Origin of the sequence: Nocardia sp. NPDC006982, from assembly GCF_042869435.1 — a bacterium.
GTDB lineage: Bacteria > Actinomycetota > Actinomycetes > Mycobacteriales > Mycobacteriaceae > Nocardia.
In genome coordinates this window covers 214,626-233,419 of sequence record NZ_JBIAFV010000009.1, presented here as the reverse complement: position 1 = coordinate 233,419, position 18,794 = coordinate 214,626, and the positions used below count along the sequence as shown (strand labels likewise).

Here is an 18,794-nt window from a genome sequence, read left to right as displayed (position 1 = left end):
GGCGTAAGTCGTCGTTTTTCAGTGTTTTCTGCCGCTCAAACCGCAAATTTGGAGAGTTTGCGGGAATATTGCTGGTGAAAGTGCCTTACTGCCAACGTCGTTCGAAGTGAAACAAATCCGCAACGCTGGCCATCCGTTGCATTCGATGCTCCGAATCTATGGGCGTGGATCACGTCCTACGGCTGGCGCGTGCGCGCCTGCGGTGGCGGTGCTCGGGAGTTGTGCATCAACAGCGGCAGAAGGAGTGATTGATGAAGTCATTGGCCACGGATCGCGTCGACCAATGCTCTTCCGGTGAATTCTCGGCACAACCATTCGCTCTGTCGCCAGCGCAAACAGCCCTCTGGTACGCCCAACGTATCCGCCCGGATGTCCCGCTGACCATTGCGCAGTATGTCGAGATCCACGGAGACTTGGACGTCGGACGTCTGCTGTACTCGATCGAACGGTTCGGTGTCGAAACGCAGGTCGGACATGTGCGTCTGATCGAGATCGACGGTGTCCCGCATCAGGTGATCGACCACAGCCGCCGCCCCGGCTGGGGCCGGATCGATCTGCGCGACGAGCCTGATCCGCACGCTGCCGCGCTGCGCTGGATGAATGAGCACGCCAGCTCGCCGATCGACTTCGAGCGGGATCCACTCACCACGAACATAGTGTTGCGGACCGGCGAATCCGACTACATCTGGTACGCACGCGGCCATCACATCGTGATCGACGGCTACGGCGCGATGAACGCACTCACCCGCACCGCGGAGATCTATACGGCGGTGGAGAACCGCACCGAACCGGAGGCATCCCGAGCTACACCGCTGGCCAAAATCTATGCGGACGAATCCACATACCGCGACTCCAGCCGGTTCCGCAACGACCGCGACTATTGGCTTGAGCAATTAGCGGGCGCGGGTGGACCGATGACTCTGTCCAACGTGAACGGCCTCACCGCCGCCCCCGACGCGGGGCGGCGGCGTGCGTGCGCGGTCCTCGACGGACCCGCCGAGGCCGCCATGACCGCGGCCACGGCCGAACTCCAGACCCAGAACTCGACCATGTTCGTTGCCGCACTGGCCGCCTATGTGCGGTCGGTGACCGGCAATTCCGACGTGGTGCTGAGCCTGCCGGTATCGGCGCGGACTACGGTCGCGCTGCGCCGCTCCGCCGGCGTGGTCTCGAATGTGGTGCCGATCCGGGTGCGCTTCGATGCCGATACCACCGTCCGCGATGTGGTGCGCGCCGCCGAATTACAGATCACCGGCGCGCTGCGGCACCAGCACTACCGGCACGACGACATCCGCCGCGATTGCGGCTACTCCCGCGATGCGCGCGGATTCTTCGGCCCGATGGTCAACATCATGCTGTTCCACGACGAGGTGAAGTTCGGCAGTCTGCTCGGCTCGCTGCATGTGCTGGCCACCGGCCCGGTCGAGGACCTGTCCATCAATCTGTACAACGGCGAGGGCGGTCGCATCCATATCGACTTCGAGGCCAATCCGCGGCTCTACACGGAGTCCGAGGTCACGGCGCACCACCGCCGGTTCCTGAACTTCCTGACCCGGTTCCTCGCCGCCGATCCCGATATGCACGCCGAGAGTCTGATCGCCATCACCGATGACGAGCGCGAGCGCGTGCTGCACACCTGGAATGCCACCGAGACCGCGCCGCAGCAGGGGACCTTGTCCAGCCTGTTCGCCGATCGCGCGATGATCTGCCCGGATGCGGTCGCGCTCGAATTCGGTGACGAGACACTGAATTACCGCGAACTCGACGAGCGTGCGAACCAGTTGGCCCGATTGCTCATCGCGCGTGGGGCGGGGCCCGAGCAGGTTGTCGGCCTGTATCTGCGGCGCGGCCTCGAACTCGTCGTGGGCATCTACGCGATCATCAAGGCGGGCGCGGCGTACCTACCGCTGGATTCCGATCATCCGGTCGAGCGGATCGAACAGATCCTCGAACAGGCCGATCCGGTCTGTGTACTGACCACGGCCCGAGACGAACTCGCGCTGCCTGCGGGCGCGGACACGGTCGCGATCGATACCGCAGACCTCACGGATTTCGACGCCCACCCGATCACCGACACCGACCGCCTCGCTCCGCTGCGTGCCGATCATCTCGCGTACGTGATCTTCACCTCGGGATCGACCGGAAAACCCAAGGGCGTCGGCGTAACTCACGCCGCGATCGTCAACCGGCTGCGCTGGATGCAGCACGAATATCCGCTGGACGGCACCGACGCGGTGCTGCAGAAGACCCCGGACACCTTCGACGTCTCGGTCTGGGAATTCTTCTGGCCCTTGCAGATCGGCGCGCGACTCGTCGTCGCGACGCCCGACGGACACCGCGATCCCGGCTACCTCGCCCGGACGATCGCCGAAAAGTCCGTCACCGTAGCCCATTTCGTGCCGTCCATGCTTTCGGTATTCGTCACCGATACCGATGTACGCCGCTGCACCACGCTGCGCCGGGTGTTCTGCAGCGGTGAGGCGTTGCCCGCGGCCACCGTCCGTGATTTCCACGCCGCCCTGCACGGGCCGGAACTGCACAATCTGTACGGGCCGACCGAGGCCGCCGTCGATGTCACCTACTGGCCGTGCCCGGCCGATCCGGATACCGTGCCGATCGGCTCGCCGGTGTGGAACACCCAGACCTACGTCCTGGACGCACGCCTGCGGCCGGTGCCTCCGGGGGTGGTCGGCGAGCTGTATCTCGCGGGTGTCCAACTGGCGCGCGGTTACCTCGGCCAATCTCGGTTGACCGCTGATCGTTTCGTGGCCAACCCATTCACCCCGGGCGCCCGCATGTACCGCACCGGCGATCTGGCGCGTTGGCAGGGCGAGCCGGATCTCGGTAGCCACCAAGGGAATTCGGCTCTAGGAGTCCTCGAATACCTGGGTCGCAGCGACTTCCAGGTGAAGATCCGCGGTCTGCGCATCGAACTCGGTGAGATCGAGGCGGCGCTGCTGGCCGACGAACGGGTGGCCCGCGCGGTCTGCGTCGCCCATCGCGGCCGCACCGGCGACGAACTCGTCGCCTATGTCGTTGCCACCCCGGCCTTTTCGGACCACTTGGACAGCACCGCGTTGCTGAATGCCTTGCGTCGCACGCTGCCCAGCTACATGGTGCCTTCAGTGCTGATGGTGCTCGCCGAACTACCGTTGAGCGCGAACGGCAAGATCGATCGCAAGGCGCTGCCGGAACCCAATGCCACCCGCCCGTCCGGCCATCTCACGGCCGAGCCCCGCACCGAGGTGGAGCGGGTGCTCGCCGGTGTCTTCGCTGAAGTTCTCGGTATCGACGGAATCGGTGTCGAGGACGGCTTTTTCGATCTCGGCGGCAATTCGCTGATCGCCGCCCGCGCGGTCGCGCGGATCAATGCCGCCCTCGGTACCGGGCTGACTATCCGCGACCTGTTCGAGGCCTCGACCATCGCCGCGTTGATCGAGCGCTTCGCCGCCCACAACCCGGACGCGTCGTCTCCGAAGCTGGTACCGGCCGAACGGCCGCAACGGATTCCGCTGTCGCTGGCTCAGCAGCGGCTGTGGATCCTCAATCGCTTCGCCGAACATGCCACCGCCTACAACATGCCGCTTGCCGTCGAGATCGATGGACCCATCGATCTCGTGGCGCTGCGTGCCGGACTCATCGATGTAATCGAGCGGCACGAATCCCTGCGCACCACCTTCCCGGATGCACCGGAAGGTCCGTACCAGCTCGTGCATCCGGCCACCGATATCCCGCTCACCCTGGACCCGATCGACGCGACCGGCGCCGATGTGCGGGAACTGGCCGAGGAGTTCGCCGGATACGGCTTCGATCTGCGCAGTCAGGCCCCGATCCGGGTGGCCCTGTGGACCACCGGACCGGAGCGGCACGTATTCCTCATCGTGCTGCACCACATCTGCGGCGATGGCTGGTCGATCGCGCCGCTGGCCAGGGATCTGATGGCCGCAGTGGCCATGCGCGCGAAGGGCATGGCACCGCAGTGGACTCCGCTGCCGGTGCAGTACGCTGATTTCTCCCTGTGGCAGCGCGAACTGCTCGGCGACGAAGCCGATCCGGCGAGTGCGCTGAGCCGTCAGCTCGCCTACTGGCGCGCGGCCCTCACTGGTCTGCCGGATCAGCTCGACCTGCCGCTGGATCGCCCGCGCCCGCTGCGCCGCTCCACCGACGGCGGGCGGGTCGAGTTCACTATTGCACCCGAGATCCGCCGCGCCGCAGGCGAACTCGCGGCCAGCCGGGGTGTCAGCATGTTCATGGTGCTGCACGCCGTACTGGCCACGCTGCTCGCGCGGCTGTGCACGAGCACAGATATCGCCATCGGCACCCCGATCGCGGGCCGTTCGGATCCGGCGCTCGACGATCTGGTCGGCATGTTCGTCAACACGCTGGTGTTGCGGACCGAGGTCGATCCGGCCGCCGGATTCGACCAGATGCTCGATGTGGTTCGCGAAACCGATCTGAACGCCTTCGCCAATGCGGATGTGCCGTTCGAGCGGCTGGTCGAACTCGTCAATCCGGAGCGCTCCGCCGCCAGGCATCCGCTGTTCCAGGTGATGCTGTCCTATGACCGCGCACCGGATCTGAGCATCGATCTGCCCGGGGTGCGGGCGCGGGTGCTGCCGATCGCCGCCGATATCGCCAAATTCGATCTCCAGCTGGAACTGCACGATGGTATCGCCGACGGCCCGCTGCACGCCGAATTCGGCTATGCCACCGATGTTTTCGACAAGCGCACGGTCGAATCGTTCGCCCGCCGATTCCTCGCCGTGCTCAGTGCCGTCGTCGCCGAGCCGAATCGACCGGTCGGCGATCTGCAGATCCTGGACCGGCGCGAGGCGGCGAAGCTCGCGCCGATCGCCGGTGCTCCGGGTGAGCCCTCGATCACCTTGGCGCAGCTGTTCACCGACATCGCCGAGCGGCTGCCGGATGCGACCGCCGTGCGCTACGAGGGCGTCGACACCAGCTACCGCGAACTCGACGAAATGTCGAACCGCCTGGCGCGCACGCTGATCGAACACGGCGCCGGACCCGAGGACGTAGTGGCGATCGCCTTGCCGCGCAGCCTCGATTCCATTGCGGCCATCTGGGCCGTGGCGAAAACCGGTGCGGCATATGTGCCGATCGATCCGAGCTACCCGGCCGAGCGGATCGGGCATATGATCGCCGATTCCGGTGCCATGCTCGGGCTGACCGTGCCGGAATCCCTGGCCACCATGCCCGCCTGGCCCGCCGCAGGCGGTAAGCACCGCAAGCACTATGTCGATTGGCTGGTACTCGGCTCGGATGAACTGGCCACCGAATCCGCCCGCTACTCAACCGATCCCATCACCGATGCGGACCGCCACTATCCGATGCGCACCGGGTATCCGGCCTACCTGATCTACACCTCGGGTTCCACCGGCAAGCCCAAGGCCGTCGTCGTCACCCACGCCGGTATCGCATCGCTGGCACAGGAGCAGATGCATCTGTTCGGTGTCACGGATTCGGCACGCACGCTGCACTTCTCCTCGCCCAGCTTCGACGCGTCGGTGCTGGAGATCCTGCTCGGGTTCGCGGCGGGCGCCACCATCGTCGTCGCACCCGCGGGCATGTACGGCGGTACGGAACTCGCCGATCTGCTGCGCACCGAGCGGGTCACCCATGCGTTCATCACCCCGGCCGCGCTGGCCACCGTGCCGGAGGAGGGGCTCGACGAGCTCGAGGCCGTCATCGTCGGCGGTGAGGCGTGCTCGGAGGAACTGGTCGAACGGTGGTCGGCCAGGCATCGGATCCACAATATGTACGGGCCTTCCGAGGCGACCGTCGCCGCCACCGCCAGCGGTCCGATGCAGGCGGGCCGCCCGGTGCCGCTCGGCATGCCGGTGCGCGGTATGCGACTGTTCGTGCTGGACGGTCGACTGCATCCGGTGCCACCGGGCACCCCGGGTGAGCTCTACCTGTCCGGCCCGGGGCTGGCCCGCGGCTACCTGGGCCGATACGGCCTTACCGCACAGGGCTTCCCGGCCAACCCGCACGGTAGGCGCGGTGAAAGGATGTACCGCACCGGCGATCTCGTGGTCTCGGATCCCACCGGACAGCTGCGCTTCCTCGGCCGCGCCGACGACCAGATCAAGATTCGCGGCTTCCGCATCGAACTGCGCGAAATCGACCATGTGCTGCGCGCCCATCCGGGTGTGCGCGCCGCGCTCACCGTTGTACACACCGACGAACACGGCCAGCCCCGCCTGGTCGCCTATGTGACCGCGGACGAACCGATCGAGGCCGCCGCTATCGCCGAGACCGCGCGTCAGCGGCTGCCCGGCTACATGGTGCCCGCCTCGATCGCCGTACTCGACGAGATGCCCGTCACCCAGGCCGGCAAGCTGGACCGAAAGGCCCTGCCCGCCCCGGTTTTCGCGGCCGCGGGTACCTCGCGTGCGCCGAGTACGCTGCTGGAGCAGCGCGTCGCCGCCGCGTTCGGTGAAATCCTCGGCCATCCGATGACGGGCGCGGAGGACAGCTTCTTCGAGGTGGGCGGCAACTCGCTGCTCGCCACCCGCCTCGCCGCCGCACTGCACGCGGAATTCGGCGTCGACCTGCCGGTGCGGCTGATCTTCGAGGCGCCGACGGTGGCCGGTGTCGCGGAACGGATAACGGAAGCGCCCCGGACGCAACGGGTGGCGCTGGCTGTGCATACCCCACGTCCGGGACGCATTCCATTGTCGCTGCCCCAGCAGCGACTGTGGTTCCTTAATCGATTCTCACCCGAATCGAGCGCATATAACATCGCATTCGTCATTGGGATCGACGGCGATCTGGATGCGGCGGCCCTGCGCGCGGCGCTGACCGATCTGGTCGAGCGGCACGAGATACTGCGCACGGTGTTCCCGGAGGACAATCTCGGCGCCCGGCAGTCGGTGCTGCCGACCGCCAAAGCAATGCCGGTGGTCGAGCCGGTGGCGACCGACGAAGGCGCCGCCGAGCAGACACTGCGCGCTATGGCCCGCACCGGATTCGATCTCACCAAGGACATCCCGCTGCGGATCACCTTGCTGCGCACCGACTCTCGTCGTCATCTGCTCGGCATTGTGTTGCACCACATCGCCGCCGACGGTTGGTCGCTCGGCCCGCTGACCCGGGATTTGGCCGCTGCTTACGTGGCAAGGCGTGCAGGTGGTGCACCCGATTGGACACCACTTCCGGTGCAGTACGCCGATTTCGGGTTGTGGCAGCGCGCCTACCTCGGTGACGAGGCCGATCCGGACAGCCTCGCAGCCGAGCAACTCGCGTACTGGCGCAGCGCACTGGCGGACCTGCACGACGAACTGCCGCTGCCCTACGATCGGCTGCGGCCGGCCGAGCCGACGCAGGAGGCGGGTTCGGTGCGCTTCAGCGTGCCCGAGCCGGTGCAGCGGGCGCTTGCCGAACTTGCGCGCGAACAGGGCGTCAGCATGTTCATGGTGCTGCGCTCGGCCCTCGCCGTCATGCTGCGGTTCATTACCGGCGGCCGGGATATCGTGATCGGCACGCCGGTCGCGGGGCGCACCGATACCAAGCTCGACGAGCTGGTCGGCATGTTCGTCAACACGCTGGTGCTGCGCTCGGATGTCGACCCGGATATTCCGTTCGCGACGCTGCTGCGCGCGGATCGCGATAACGAGCTGGCCGCCATGGCGCACACGGATATCCCCTTCGAGCGCATCGTCAACGAGTTGGGCAGCGACGGGCGTGGCAGCGGTCGCCCGCCGCTGTTCCAGGTGGCGCTGACGGTGCAGGACGGTCCGGTTCCCGCGCTCGAACTGCCCGGCCTCGCCTTGCATGCCGAGGAATTGGATATCGCGCTGGCCAAATTCGATCTGGAACTGCGGGTCGGTACCGGCGCCCGCGACGCCGGACCGGACGCGTCGGCGCGTACCTTCGAATTCGTCTATGCCGCAGAGCTTTTCGATCCGTCGACGGTCAAAACGATGGCCGATCGGTTCCAGGCGGTGTTGTCGGCCATTACCGCCGCACCGCAGGTGGTGGTCCGCGATATCGACGTGCGCACCGAATTCGAGCGACGACAACTCACCCCGGCCATCGGCGGCGCGACCACGCCGCAGTGCACGCTGGCCGCCTACTTCACCGCCACCGCGCATATGCATCCGCAGCGCACGGCGATCCGCTCGAATGCCACCTCGCTGACCTACACCGCGGTCGACGCGCGCTCGAATCGATTGGCACGGGCGCTGATCGAGCGCGGGCTCGGTCCGGGTGACCGGGTGGCACTCGGCCTGACCCGCTCGATCGACTCGGTCATCACGATGCTCGCGGTCACCAAGTCCGGTGCCGCATTCGTGCCGGTGGATCCGAACTATCCGGCCGACCGCGTGCGGCACATGCTGGTCGACTCCGGGTGCGAAGTGGGCGTCACGCTGGCCGAGCACGCCGATCGGCTGCCCGCTACCGCGGGCACCGACTGGCTGCTGCTCGACGCGCCTGAATTCATCGAGGAACTGGACGAATTCGACGACTGCCTGGTCGACGACTACGAACGCCATCGTCCCATTGAGATCGACGATCTGGCCTATGTGATCTACACCTCGGGCTCGACCGGCAAACCCAAGGGCGTGGGCGTCACCCACAGCGGTCTGTCGAACTTCGGCGACGAACTCCGCGAGCGGATAAGGGTCGACAAGGATTCGCGCACGCTGCACTTTTCCTCCCCGAGCTTCGACGCGGCGATTCTGGATCTGCTGCTCGCGATCGGCTCCGGTGCGACCATGGTGATCGTCCCGACCGATATCTACGGCGGCGATGAACTGGCCGCGCTGATGGAGCGCGAGCGTGTCACCCACACGTTCATCACACCGGCCGCGTTGGCCACCATCGATCGGGAGCGGTGGTCATTGCCGTGCCTGCGTGCGCTCATGGTGGGTGGCGAGGCCTTGAGTCCGGGGTTGGTGGCCCGCTGGGCCCCGGGACGGCAGATGCACAACGTCTACGGGCCGACCGAGACCACCATCGTCACCACGATCTCCGCGCCGCTGGCGATCGGCGAACCGATCACCATCGGAACCCCGGTGCGCGGTGCGCGGGCGCTGGTACTCGATGAGCGGCTGCGTCCGGTGCCTGTCGGGGTTCCCGGCGATCTATACCTCGGCGGATTCGGTGTCTCGCGTGGGTATCTCGACAGGTTCGAACTCACCGCTACACGATTCGTCGCCGACCCTTTCGGACCGGCGGGGTCGCGGATGTACCGCAGTGGTGATGTGGTGCGCTGGAATGCCGTGGGCGAGATCGTCTACCTCGGACGCAGTGACCATCAGGTCAAGGTGCGCGGCTTCCGCATCGAACTCGGCGAGATCACCAACGCGCTCGCCGCACATGAGCACGTGCGGTTCGCGCACACCGAGGTGCGCCATATCGCGGGCGCGGATCGGATCGTCTCGTTCATTCAGCTCGCCGAGGACACCGCACCGGATATCGATGCGGTGCGCGCCCATGTCGCCGAACACCTTCCCGCGCATATGATTCCGGCGAGTATCACCGTGCTGGACAGGATCCCGCTGACCCCGACGGGCAAATTGGATGTCGCCGCACTGCCCGAACCGCAGCTGATGTTGCGGACGGCCCAGCGGGCACCAGCGACCGACGCCGAGCGGCTGGTGGCCGAGGTGATGGGCGAGTTGGTCGGTGTCGAGGGTGTGAGCGCCGAGGACAGTTTCTTCGATATCGGCGGAAATTCGCTGCTGGCAACCCAACTCGTGGCCCGGCTGGCCGCGGCGACCAATACCCGGCTCGAGGTGCGCACCGTCTTCACCAGGCCGACGGTCGCCGAACTCGCGACGCTGCTCGATTCCGGATCCGGCGCCGATGCTCGGCCGGAGCTGGTGCCCCGCGATCGGCCGGAGCGGATTCCGTTGTCGGCGGCGCAGTATCGACTGTGGTTCCTGAACCGGTTCAACCAGCTCGGAGACGGCACGGGTGAGGCCAGCGGGGCCTACAACATCCCGGTGGTGCTGCGGATGCGCGGCGAGCTGGATGCCGATGCGCTGATGCGGGCTTTGCACGCCGTACAGCAGCGGCACGAGACGCTGCGGACGGTATTCCCGGAGGTCGATGGGGTTCCCACGCAGCGCGTTCTCGATCCGGTCGATGCGGCTGTCTCGATGTTCGTCACGACCCTGCCGCCGTCCGAAATACCCGATGCGGTACAAAATTTCGCGGCTCCGGGATTCGATCTCGCCTCGACCGTGCCGCTGCGGGCCGCGCTGATTGCGGTCGACCGCAACGGATCCACCGACGCGAAATCAGGGGCATCGACCGAGCATGTGCTGGTGCTCGTCGTCCACCACATCGCGATGGACGGCTGGTCGCTGGCACCTCTGGCCGCCGATATGGCCACCGCCTATGCGGCAGCATGCGAGGCGAAGACGCCCGACTGGCCGGAATCGGAGATCCAGTACGCCGATTACGCACTCTGGCAACAGGACACGCTCGGCACCGAGGACGATCCCGATTCGCTGGTCCATCGGCAGCTCGACTACTGGCGCGAGACCCTGGACGGAATTCCGGAGCTGCTGAACCTGCCAGCGGACCGGCCGCGCCCGCCCGCGCCGAGCTATCGCGGGGGCATCGTGGAGTGCCCGATCGACGCATTGACCCATCGGGAACTGCGCACGATCGCCACCAGCAATAACGTCAGCATGTTCATGTTGCTGCACGCCGCCCTCGCGGTACTGCTGCACCGGATGACCGCGACCGACGACATCACCGTCGGCACGCCGATCGCCGGCCGTGGCGGCCACCCCGAGCTGGATCGGATGGTCGGCATGTTCGTCAACACGCTGGTGCTGCGCACCCGGATGGATCCGAACGTCAGGTTCACCGACCTGCTGCACACCGTGCGCGATATCGATCTGGATGCGTTCGCGCATGCGGACCTGCCGTTCGAGCGACTCGTCGAGGTGCTGAATCCGGCCCGCTCGCAGGCCCATCACCCGATGTTCCAGGTGATGCTCTCGGTGCAGAACCACCCGGTGCGGGTGCTCGACCTGCCCGGGCTGCGCATCGAGTCGGAGGAGGTCGACACCGGGATCGCGAAGTTCGATCTGCAGTTCACGCTGACCGAATCACACACCGGCACAAGGGAACCCGGCGGCATCAACCTGTCGGTCAACTACGCGAGCGATCTGTTCGACGAGCAGACCGCGCAGCGGCTCGGCAGGCGACTGGTCCGGCTGCTCGCCGGTGTCGCCGCGAATCCGACCACCGCCGTGGGCGATCTGGAGCTGCTCGATCCCGCCGAATGGTCCGGGTTGGCTCCGGTGCGCGGGGCGGAGGCGGACCGGCCGGCCACCTTCCCCGAGGTGTTCGAGAACGCGGCGAATGTCGATCGCAAGGCCATCGCACTGTGCTCGGGCGATACCCAGGTGAGCTACGACGCGCTCGACCGGTGGACCAATCGGCTGGCACGGGTGCTCATCGAAGGTGGGGTCGGCCCGGAAACACTGGTGGCGCTGGGGATTCCGCGCTCGGTCGAATCGGTGGCGACGATGCTCGCGGTGGCCAAGGCTGGTGCGGCATTCGTGCCGGTCGACCCGCTGTATCCGGCGCAGCGGATCTCCCATATGCTCACCGATTCCGGTGCGGCACTGGGCATCACGCTGGCCGAGCACCGCGACCAGATGCCGGGCGATGCCGAGTGGATCGTGCTCGATGATGCCGAATTCCGTGGGCGGGTGCTGGATACGTCCGACGCGCCGATCAGGACGGGCGAGCGGATCAGGGTGCTGCGGGTGGACAATCCGGCATACGTCATCTACACCTCCGGCTCGACCGGCACACCGAAGGGTGTCGTGGTCACCCACGGTGGCCTGTCGAACTTCGCCGCGGAGACCGCCGAGCGGTTCGAGGTGCACCCCGGTAGCCGGGTCCTGCATTTCGCGACGCCGAGCTTCGACGCCGCCATGCTCGACCTGCTGCTCGCACTCGGTGGTGCGGCCACACTGGTGATCACGCCACCGGGTGTCGTCGGCGGCGCCGAACTGGGCAGGGTATTCATCGACGAGGGGATCACGCACGCGTTCATCACCACCTCGGCACTCGGCACGGTCGATCCGACCGGCGTCACCGAACTGGCGCATGTGCTGGTGGGCGGTGAGGCGCTGCCGCCGGAGCTGGTCACGCGCTGGGCGCCCGGCCGCAATCTGTACAACGTGTACGGGCCGACCGAGACCACCATTGTCACGGTGATCTCCCAGCCCATGGCACCGGGCGAGCCGATCACGATCGGCGGGCCGATCCGCGGCGTCAACGCCACCATCGTCGATGGACGGCTGCATCCCGCGCCGGTCGGGGTGACCGGTGAACTGCACCTGGCGGGTAGTGCGCTGGCACGGGGCTATCTCAACCGTCCGGGGCTGACGGCGCAGCGGTTCATTGCGAACCCCTACGGCAAGCCGGGGGAAAGGATGTATCGCACCGGCGATCTCGTGCGCTGGTTCGGGCGCGGCTCCGACTCGGCCCGCGAAATCGAATACCTCGGCCGCACCGACCATCAGGTGAAGATCCGCGGCTTCCGCATCGAACTCGGCGAGATCGACGCCGCGCTCGCGCGGCACGACGCGGTCGAGTTCTCGACGACCATCGGTCATCGGACACCCGCCGGTGCGACGGCATTGGTGTCGTATGTGAAGCCGTGCGATGGAAATACGCTGAACGCGGCCGAGCTCACCGAACATCTCGCGGCGCGGGTGCCGAATTACATGGTGCCCCAATCGATCATGCTGATCGACCAGGTTCCGCTCAGCCCGGTCGGCAAGCTCGACCGAGAGGCGCTGCCGGAACCGGTCTTCAGCGCGAGCGAAGGCTATCGGGCGCCGACCACCCCGACCGAGGTGCAGCTGTGCGCGGCCTTCGCGGCGGTGCTCGGTGTCGAAACGGTGGGTGTCGACGACGGATTCTTCGAACTCGGCGGCAACTCGCTGCTGGCCACGAAGGTCGTGGCGGAGCTACGCGCCAACGGGATCGATCTCCCGGTGCAGCTGATGTTCGGCGACTCCACCCCGGCTGCCATCGCGACCCGGCTCGACGGAGCCGGTCACCCCGGCGCGGCCATCGCCGCGACACTGGAGCCGATACTGCCCATCCGGGCCCGCACCACCGCGAGCCGGGCCCCGCTGTTCTGCATCCATCCCGCGATCGGACTGTCCTGGTGCTACTCGGGGCTGCTCGCGCATCTGGCTGCGGACCGCCCGGTGTACGGATTGCAGGCACCGCATGTCGCGGGCGAGGACGGGTTCGATTCGATCGGCGAGGCCGCGGAAAACTACGTGGCGCATATCAAGTCGATCCAGCCCGAAGGGCCCTACCACCTGCTCGGCTGGTCGCTGGGCGGCCTGATCGCGCACGAGGTGGCGGTCCAGTTGCAGGAGGCGGGCGAACAGGTAGCGCTGCTGTCGATGATGGACAGCTACCAGCTCACCGACGAATGGCTCGAGCATGCGATCCCCACGGTGGCCGAGATCATCGGCGAATTCGGCAATGACGCCGATGACGTCGAACTCGACCCGCGCATGACCCTGCGCGACGCCGCCGAACTGCTGAGCTCGCGCCCCGGCCCGTTCGCCGCCCTGACTGTCGAACACCTGGAGCGCCTCTACGCGGGCTACACCAATGGCACTGTCCTGGCCCACGGCTTCCGCCCCAGGATCTTCGACGGTGATCTGCTCTTCTTCACCGCGGCCGATGACGAGATCAACCACACCGACCCGACCCGCCGCGCGGCGGCATGGGCGCCCTTCGTCACCGGCAGCATTCACAACCACGACCTGCCTTGCAAACACTCGGCCATGACGACACCGGAATCACTCGCCGTCATCGGTCCGGTGCTCGACGAGCATCTGGAAGGCGCGTCGGGGCAGAAGGCACGGTCGTGAGAGAGCGTTTCGAACAATCCATCGACACAGCACCCGCACGCATCGACGAAACCTGGTGTTACCGAGGCGGATTCGCGCGAGATATCGCCGACGACCGCGCGGGCCGGGACGCCGGTGCCGAGGGGCGGAACAGGAGCGAGTCGTGAACGAATGCGATGAATCGACCGGCTGTGAGCAATCGGTAGCAGGCCCGGCGAGAGTGCGGGCGCCGGGGGCCAGGGCTCGGCAGGTTGTGTCGTGAGTCTGGCGGTGGAGGTGTGCGGCCTGGTCAAGACTTACGGCCGGGTGCGGGTGCTGGACGAGGTCGACCTACAGATTCCGGCGGGCACGGTGATGGCACTGCTCGGGCCCAATGGCGCGGGCAAAACGACCACGGTGCGTATCGTCACCACCCTGCTGCGGCCCTGCGCCGGATCGGTGCGGGTGGCGGGAATCGACGTCTTGCGCGATCCGGCGACCGCGCGGCGGCGCATCGGGCTGTCCGGTCAGTACGCGGCGGTCGACGCCAACCTGACCGGCTACGAGAATCTGCGCATGGTGGCGCGGCTGTACGGAATGTCGCAGCGGCAGGCCGCATCTCGTGCGACGGAGTTGCTGAGCACTTTCGGTCTGGACCATGCGGCGCACCGTCGTGCCGGTACTTATTCCGGCGGTATGGCGCGGCGGCTCGACCTCGCCGGTGCATTGGTGGCTCGGCCCGCGGTGGCTGTGCTCGACGAGCCGACCACCGGCCTGGATCCGCGTGGCCGTCTCGATATGTGGCGCGTCATCGGCGATCTCGTCGACGACGGCACCACGGTGCTGCTCACCACCCAGTATCTGGAAGAGGCCGATCAGCTCGCCGACCGCATCACCGTCATCGATCGCGGACGGGTCATCGCCAACGGTTCGGCCGATGAGCTGAAGACCTCCATCGGCGGCGACCGGCTCACCGTCACGCTGGCCCCGGGCCAGGACGTGCTGCCCGCGCTGACGATCCTCGCGCAGGTCGGTATCGGTGAGCCGACCCACGATCTGGGCGCGGACGAGGTCTCCATCGTGGTCGCAGACGGCTCCCGCACCATGGTCGAAGCGCTGCGCAGGCTCGATGACGCCGGGGTGTGCGTGGTCGACGCCGGCGTGCACCGGCCCAGCCTCGACGACGTTTTCCTGTCCCTCACCGGCACCGCCGCGCATGCACTCGAGCCGGAAATCGACGATGCACAAGAGGAGATCTTGTCTTGATCAGCACCGCAGTCGCGCGCGCCGAAGATGAATCGACCGCGAAACCCGAAACCCCACCGGAGATTCGGCAGCCACACGCCCGGGTCATCCGGGACAGCGCCATCGTGGCGTACCGGAATCTGCTGACCATCCTGCGGGTCCCGACCCTGCTCGTGACCGCGACGATCCAGCCGCTGATGTTCGTTTTCCTGTTTGCCTACATCTTCGGTGCCTCACTCGGCGGCGGCCAGTATCGCGAGTTCCTGCTCGCCGGAATCTTCACCCAGACAGTCGCTTTCAACGCCGCCTTCACCACGGTCGGCTTGGCGGGTGATCTGGAGAAGGGAATCATCGACCGCATGCGGACGCTGCCGATGTCGCGGCTGGCGGTGCTGATGGGGCGCACACTCTCGGATCTGGCGGTGAATATCCTGAGCGTGGCCGTCATGGTCGGTTGCGGGTACATCGTAGGCTGGCGGATCAACGGCGGGATCGTCGATGCCGTACTGGCTTTCGCGATAATTCTGCTGTTCGCGTTTGCCATGTCCTGGGTCGGGGCTATCACCGGTCTGTTTTCACCCACCGTCGAAGTCGCCCAGAGCGCGGGCCTGATCTGGCTGTTCCCGTTGACGTTCATCTCCTCGGCCTTCATCTCCGCGGAATCGCTGCCCGGTCCGCTGCGCACCGTCGCCGAATGGAACCCCATCACCGCCGTTTCCGCCGCCGGACGGAAGCTCTTCGACAACGGCGCGCCCCCGAGCTTCGGCACCCCGACCGGTTGGCCCGCCGACCACTGCATCATCTACGCGGTGGGGTGTTCCCTGGCCATCCTGGTCGTAGTCGTGCCGTTGGCTCTGCTGCGCTACCGCAAGGTCGCTAGTAAGTAGTGCTTGTCGGGCGGTTCACCGCATGAGAAAGGCCGCTTGCACCAGTCGGTGCAAGCGGCCTTCGTTCGTCTGATGGAGCCTAGACCCGACGCCGCGTCTTCAGCAGATCGAGCCGCTCCTTCAGCAGCTCCTCCAGCTCGTCCTTGCTGCGCCGCTCCAGCAGCATGTCCCAGTGGGTGCGCGGCGGCTTGACCTTCTTGGTCTCCTGGGTGGTGCCCTCCATGAGGGTGCCCTCCTGGCCGTTGCGGCAGAGCCAGGTCGGGGGGATCTCGGCGTCGTCGGCGAAGGGGACGTCGAACTCCTCGCCGTTATCGGTCCGGTACCGAGCAATCCGTCGCGGGGCCAGGTCGTGGTCGCGATCGGTTTCGTAGCTCACCGCTCCGAGCCGACTGCCCCGGAGTACGCGATCTGCCATGGTGTGCCTCTCCCTGTGTGCTCGAGTCTTGTTGCGCCGCGACCGCGTCCTTCATCGGTCAGTGCCGGATGAACGCGTGACGCTCGCTGGACCTTAGATGTAACGATCGTGCCTGCGCCAATAGTTCCCCATCGGCGTACTGGCGAACCGTTCCATTGTAGTCGGTGTCCCGGCCACCCTCCGCCACGCCCACGCCGCGCTGCTGAACCGGGGTCGGGAGTCCCATTCGGTCGGCACAACCATTAGGGTTCTGCGTCATGTCGCGCCGCGTGCTGTCCTGCTGCCTGTGGTGTGGGCGGGAGATCGTCGAATCGGAGGCCGGACGTCGTCGCCGGTACTGCCGTCAGTCCTGTCGCCAACGCGCCTACGAACACCGCAACAGCTTGAAGGGAACCGGAATTCCGGCGGATTCGGTGGTACTGAGCGCCCAGGAGGCGGCCGATCTGGCCGACCGCTGGTTCGCCGCCCGCTGCGCCGCCGAGGATGTCGCCACCGCCATCGGTGAGGGTGCCGACACCGAAGAGTTGAAGGCGTTGAGCGCGACACTGTTGACCCTCACCCGCGAGGCAGAACGGCTGCGGTGAGTGTCGACCGCTAGGCGAGCCTGCGCTCTTCGACCGACGTGCTCAGGTTCGTGCCGTTGAGATCCAGGTAAAGCAGTCGCTCGGTAATCGACACCGTGACGGTGTTGCGCCGTTCGATCGCGGCTACCGCGGCATCGATGAAGTCGCGATCGAAGCTGTACAGCGGGATCGCTTCGGCGCGGTGGACCCGCTTACCGGTGAGCTGTGCGAGCACCTTGGCAGGGTCGCGATGGGTGTAGATGGCAACGCGCTCAGCCGATTTGCTGCCGCGGTGCACGCGATCGGCATCGGGTGCACCGACCTCGATCCAGGCGGTGAGCCGTCCGGTGAGATCGCGCACCAGCACCGCGGGCTCGTCGGTGGACGACACTCCGCCGTCGCTGAAGGCGATGCCTTCCTCGTACTCGAGGCAGTAGGCGAGCAGTCGCGTCAGCATGAACTCGGCGGTTTCGGACGGGTGGCGTGCAACCCGCAACTCCAACTCCTGATACACACCACGGTCGACATCGGCGAGTTGGACGGCGAAGTTGTGCAGTGTTGCGCTAAGGGCCATAGGAGCAGGAGCTTAGTGAACGCCGCTACTGGCCGCGGGCGCGCGTGCCCGCGGCGAACAGTCGCACGGCACTTGGGGCGTTGCGGCCGTGGGCGTGCGCCTGCCAGTAGACGCCGAGGGTCAGTAGAGCAACCACCCAGATCAATACACCGAAGGCGAACAGCGTCCGACCGTCCGGATGCACCAGCGACTGGGCCCGCATCGCCTGCCAGAACACGATCGCGAGCAGCCCGGCATAGCCCGATGCGAGCACACCGATCAACGCGGCGCGCGTGCGTTCTTCCCGCAGCCACGGGTAGCGCGGCGCCAACCAGGCCAGTGCGACAACCGCGAGCAGCAAGACCTGAATGGCGTGCAGCCCGAGGAAATGCGGGATCCGCAGATCGCCGCCTATGGTGCTCCAGTGCGTGATCGGCATGCCGCCGACACCGTCACGCGCCTCCAGTGACGGGTTGTCCAGGACAGTATGGCCGGCCACCAACTCGACCACATTGCCGTCGGCATCGCGCACCAGCTGTTTCCCGGTGAACCCCATCAGGTACCCGAGCGCCATCCCGACCACGGCGAGACCGAGTCCGGCGTGAATGGCCCGAGCGGTCGGCCGGTCCACCAGCTGCTGCCACGAAAGGATCAGCACGATAGCGAGATTCGCGAAGAACAGGCCGGGCACGCCGGACGCGAACACCATCTGACCGATTGAATTCACCGCATCGGCCTCGCTGTTGAAATGGCTGTAGGTCCCACGCGCGGCCTGCACCACGATGAATCCGACGTCCACGAATCCGGTGATCGCGAACACCGTCCCCATCCACCAGGTGACCCGACTCCCCTTGTGCGGCAACGACAGCAGCCATGCCAGGGTGATCCCGTAGAGCACGAATGCGAGCCCGAACTTGAACGGTTTGAGCCATACGGATTCGTCGAGCAGCATCCGGTCGTCGAACACCATGCCACCGGCCGAGAACAAGACGAGCGCGCCCATTGTGGCCGCCATCCACAGCAGCGGTCGATGGAGGCGACTGCCGCCGGGCAGGTCCGGTACTACGGCGGGGCGGCGGTGGCGCGCGGAATCGCAAGGGGCGGAAAGGGTATCGATCGTCGGCATGATCCGACGGTAGGAATCGACGACGCCCGGCCACCTCCCGCTGCAGCGCCATTCGCTGATAATCCCGAGGTATTAGATATCGACCACCGGATGCACTCGCCATCCCCTCATCGAATCGCGAATGCGCCGGTGGCCGAATCGAACGTGGT

At 66.6% G+C, this 18,794-nt stretch carries 7 protein-coding genes; 4 read left to right on the top strand and 3 right to left on the bottom strand.

Translation table 11 applies throughout. The features are described 5' to 3' along the window. Positions 1–251: 251 nt before the first annotated feature. From ACFYOW_RS31670 to ACFYOW_RS31660, 3 genes are all read left to right on the top strand, one after another. On the top strand, positions 252–13,898 hold the full coding sequence (locus ACFYOW_RS31670) for an amino acid adenylation domain-containing protein (protein ID WP_387293738.1): 13,647 nt from the start codon (positions 252–254) through the stop codon (positions 13,896–13,898). Positions 13,899–14,135: 237 nt separating this feature from the next. Further along, positions 14,136–15,122 carry an ATP-binding cassette domain-containing protein gene (locus ACFYOW_RS31665; protein ID WP_387293737.1) on the top strand — a complete coding sequence of 329 codons (987 nt, stop codon included), beginning with the start codon at positions 14,136–14,138 and terminating at the stop codon, positions 15,120–15,122. A 62-nt stretch (positions 15,123–15,184) separates the two neighbouring features. Further along, positions 15,185–15,988 (top strand): ABC transporter permease, encoded by an 804-nt coding sequence (locus ACFYOW_RS31660; RefSeq protein ID WP_387293817.1) that lies wholly within the window; start codon positions 15,185–15,187, stop codon positions 15,986–15,988. Between the two features lie 79 nt (positions 15,989–16,067). Here the strand turns inward: ACFYOW_RS31660 and ACFYOW_RS31655 are convergent, their stop codons facing one another. After that, positions 16,068–16,403, bottom strand: a complete 336-nt coding sequence (locus tag ACFYOW_RS31655; RefSeq protein ID WP_387293736.1) for an RNA polymerase-binding protein RbpA — start codon at positions 16,401–16,403, stop codon at positions 16,068–16,070. A gap of 257 nt (positions 16,404–16,660) precedes the next feature. On the opposite strand from ACFYOW_RS31655, the gene ACFYOW_RS31650 reads away from it, so the two are divergent. Next, positions 16,661–16,987 carry a hypothetical protein gene (locus tag ACFYOW_RS31650; RefSeq protein ID WP_063042219.1) on the top strand — a complete coding sequence of 109 codons (327 nt, stop codon included), beginning with the start codon at positions 16,661–16,663 and terminating at the stop codon, positions 16,985–16,987. Positions 16,988–16,997: 10 nt separating this feature from the next. Here the strand turns inward: ACFYOW_RS31650 and ACFYOW_RS31645 are convergent, their stop codons facing one another. Further along, positions 16,998–17,540, bottom strand: a complete 543-nt coding sequence (locus ACFYOW_RS31645) for a YaeQ family protein (RefSeq protein ID WP_387293735.1) — start codon at positions 17,538–17,540, stop codon at positions 16,998–17,000. 25 nt (positions 17,541–17,565) lie between these two features. Next, the gene (locus ACFYOW_RS31640) at positions 17,566–18,645 is read right to left on the bottom strand and encodes a hypothetical protein (protein WP_387293734.1); all 1,080 of its coding nucleotides are present in this window, start codon (positions 18,643–18,645) and stop codon (positions 17,566–17,568) included. Positions 18,646–18,794 lie beyond the last annotated feature (149 nt).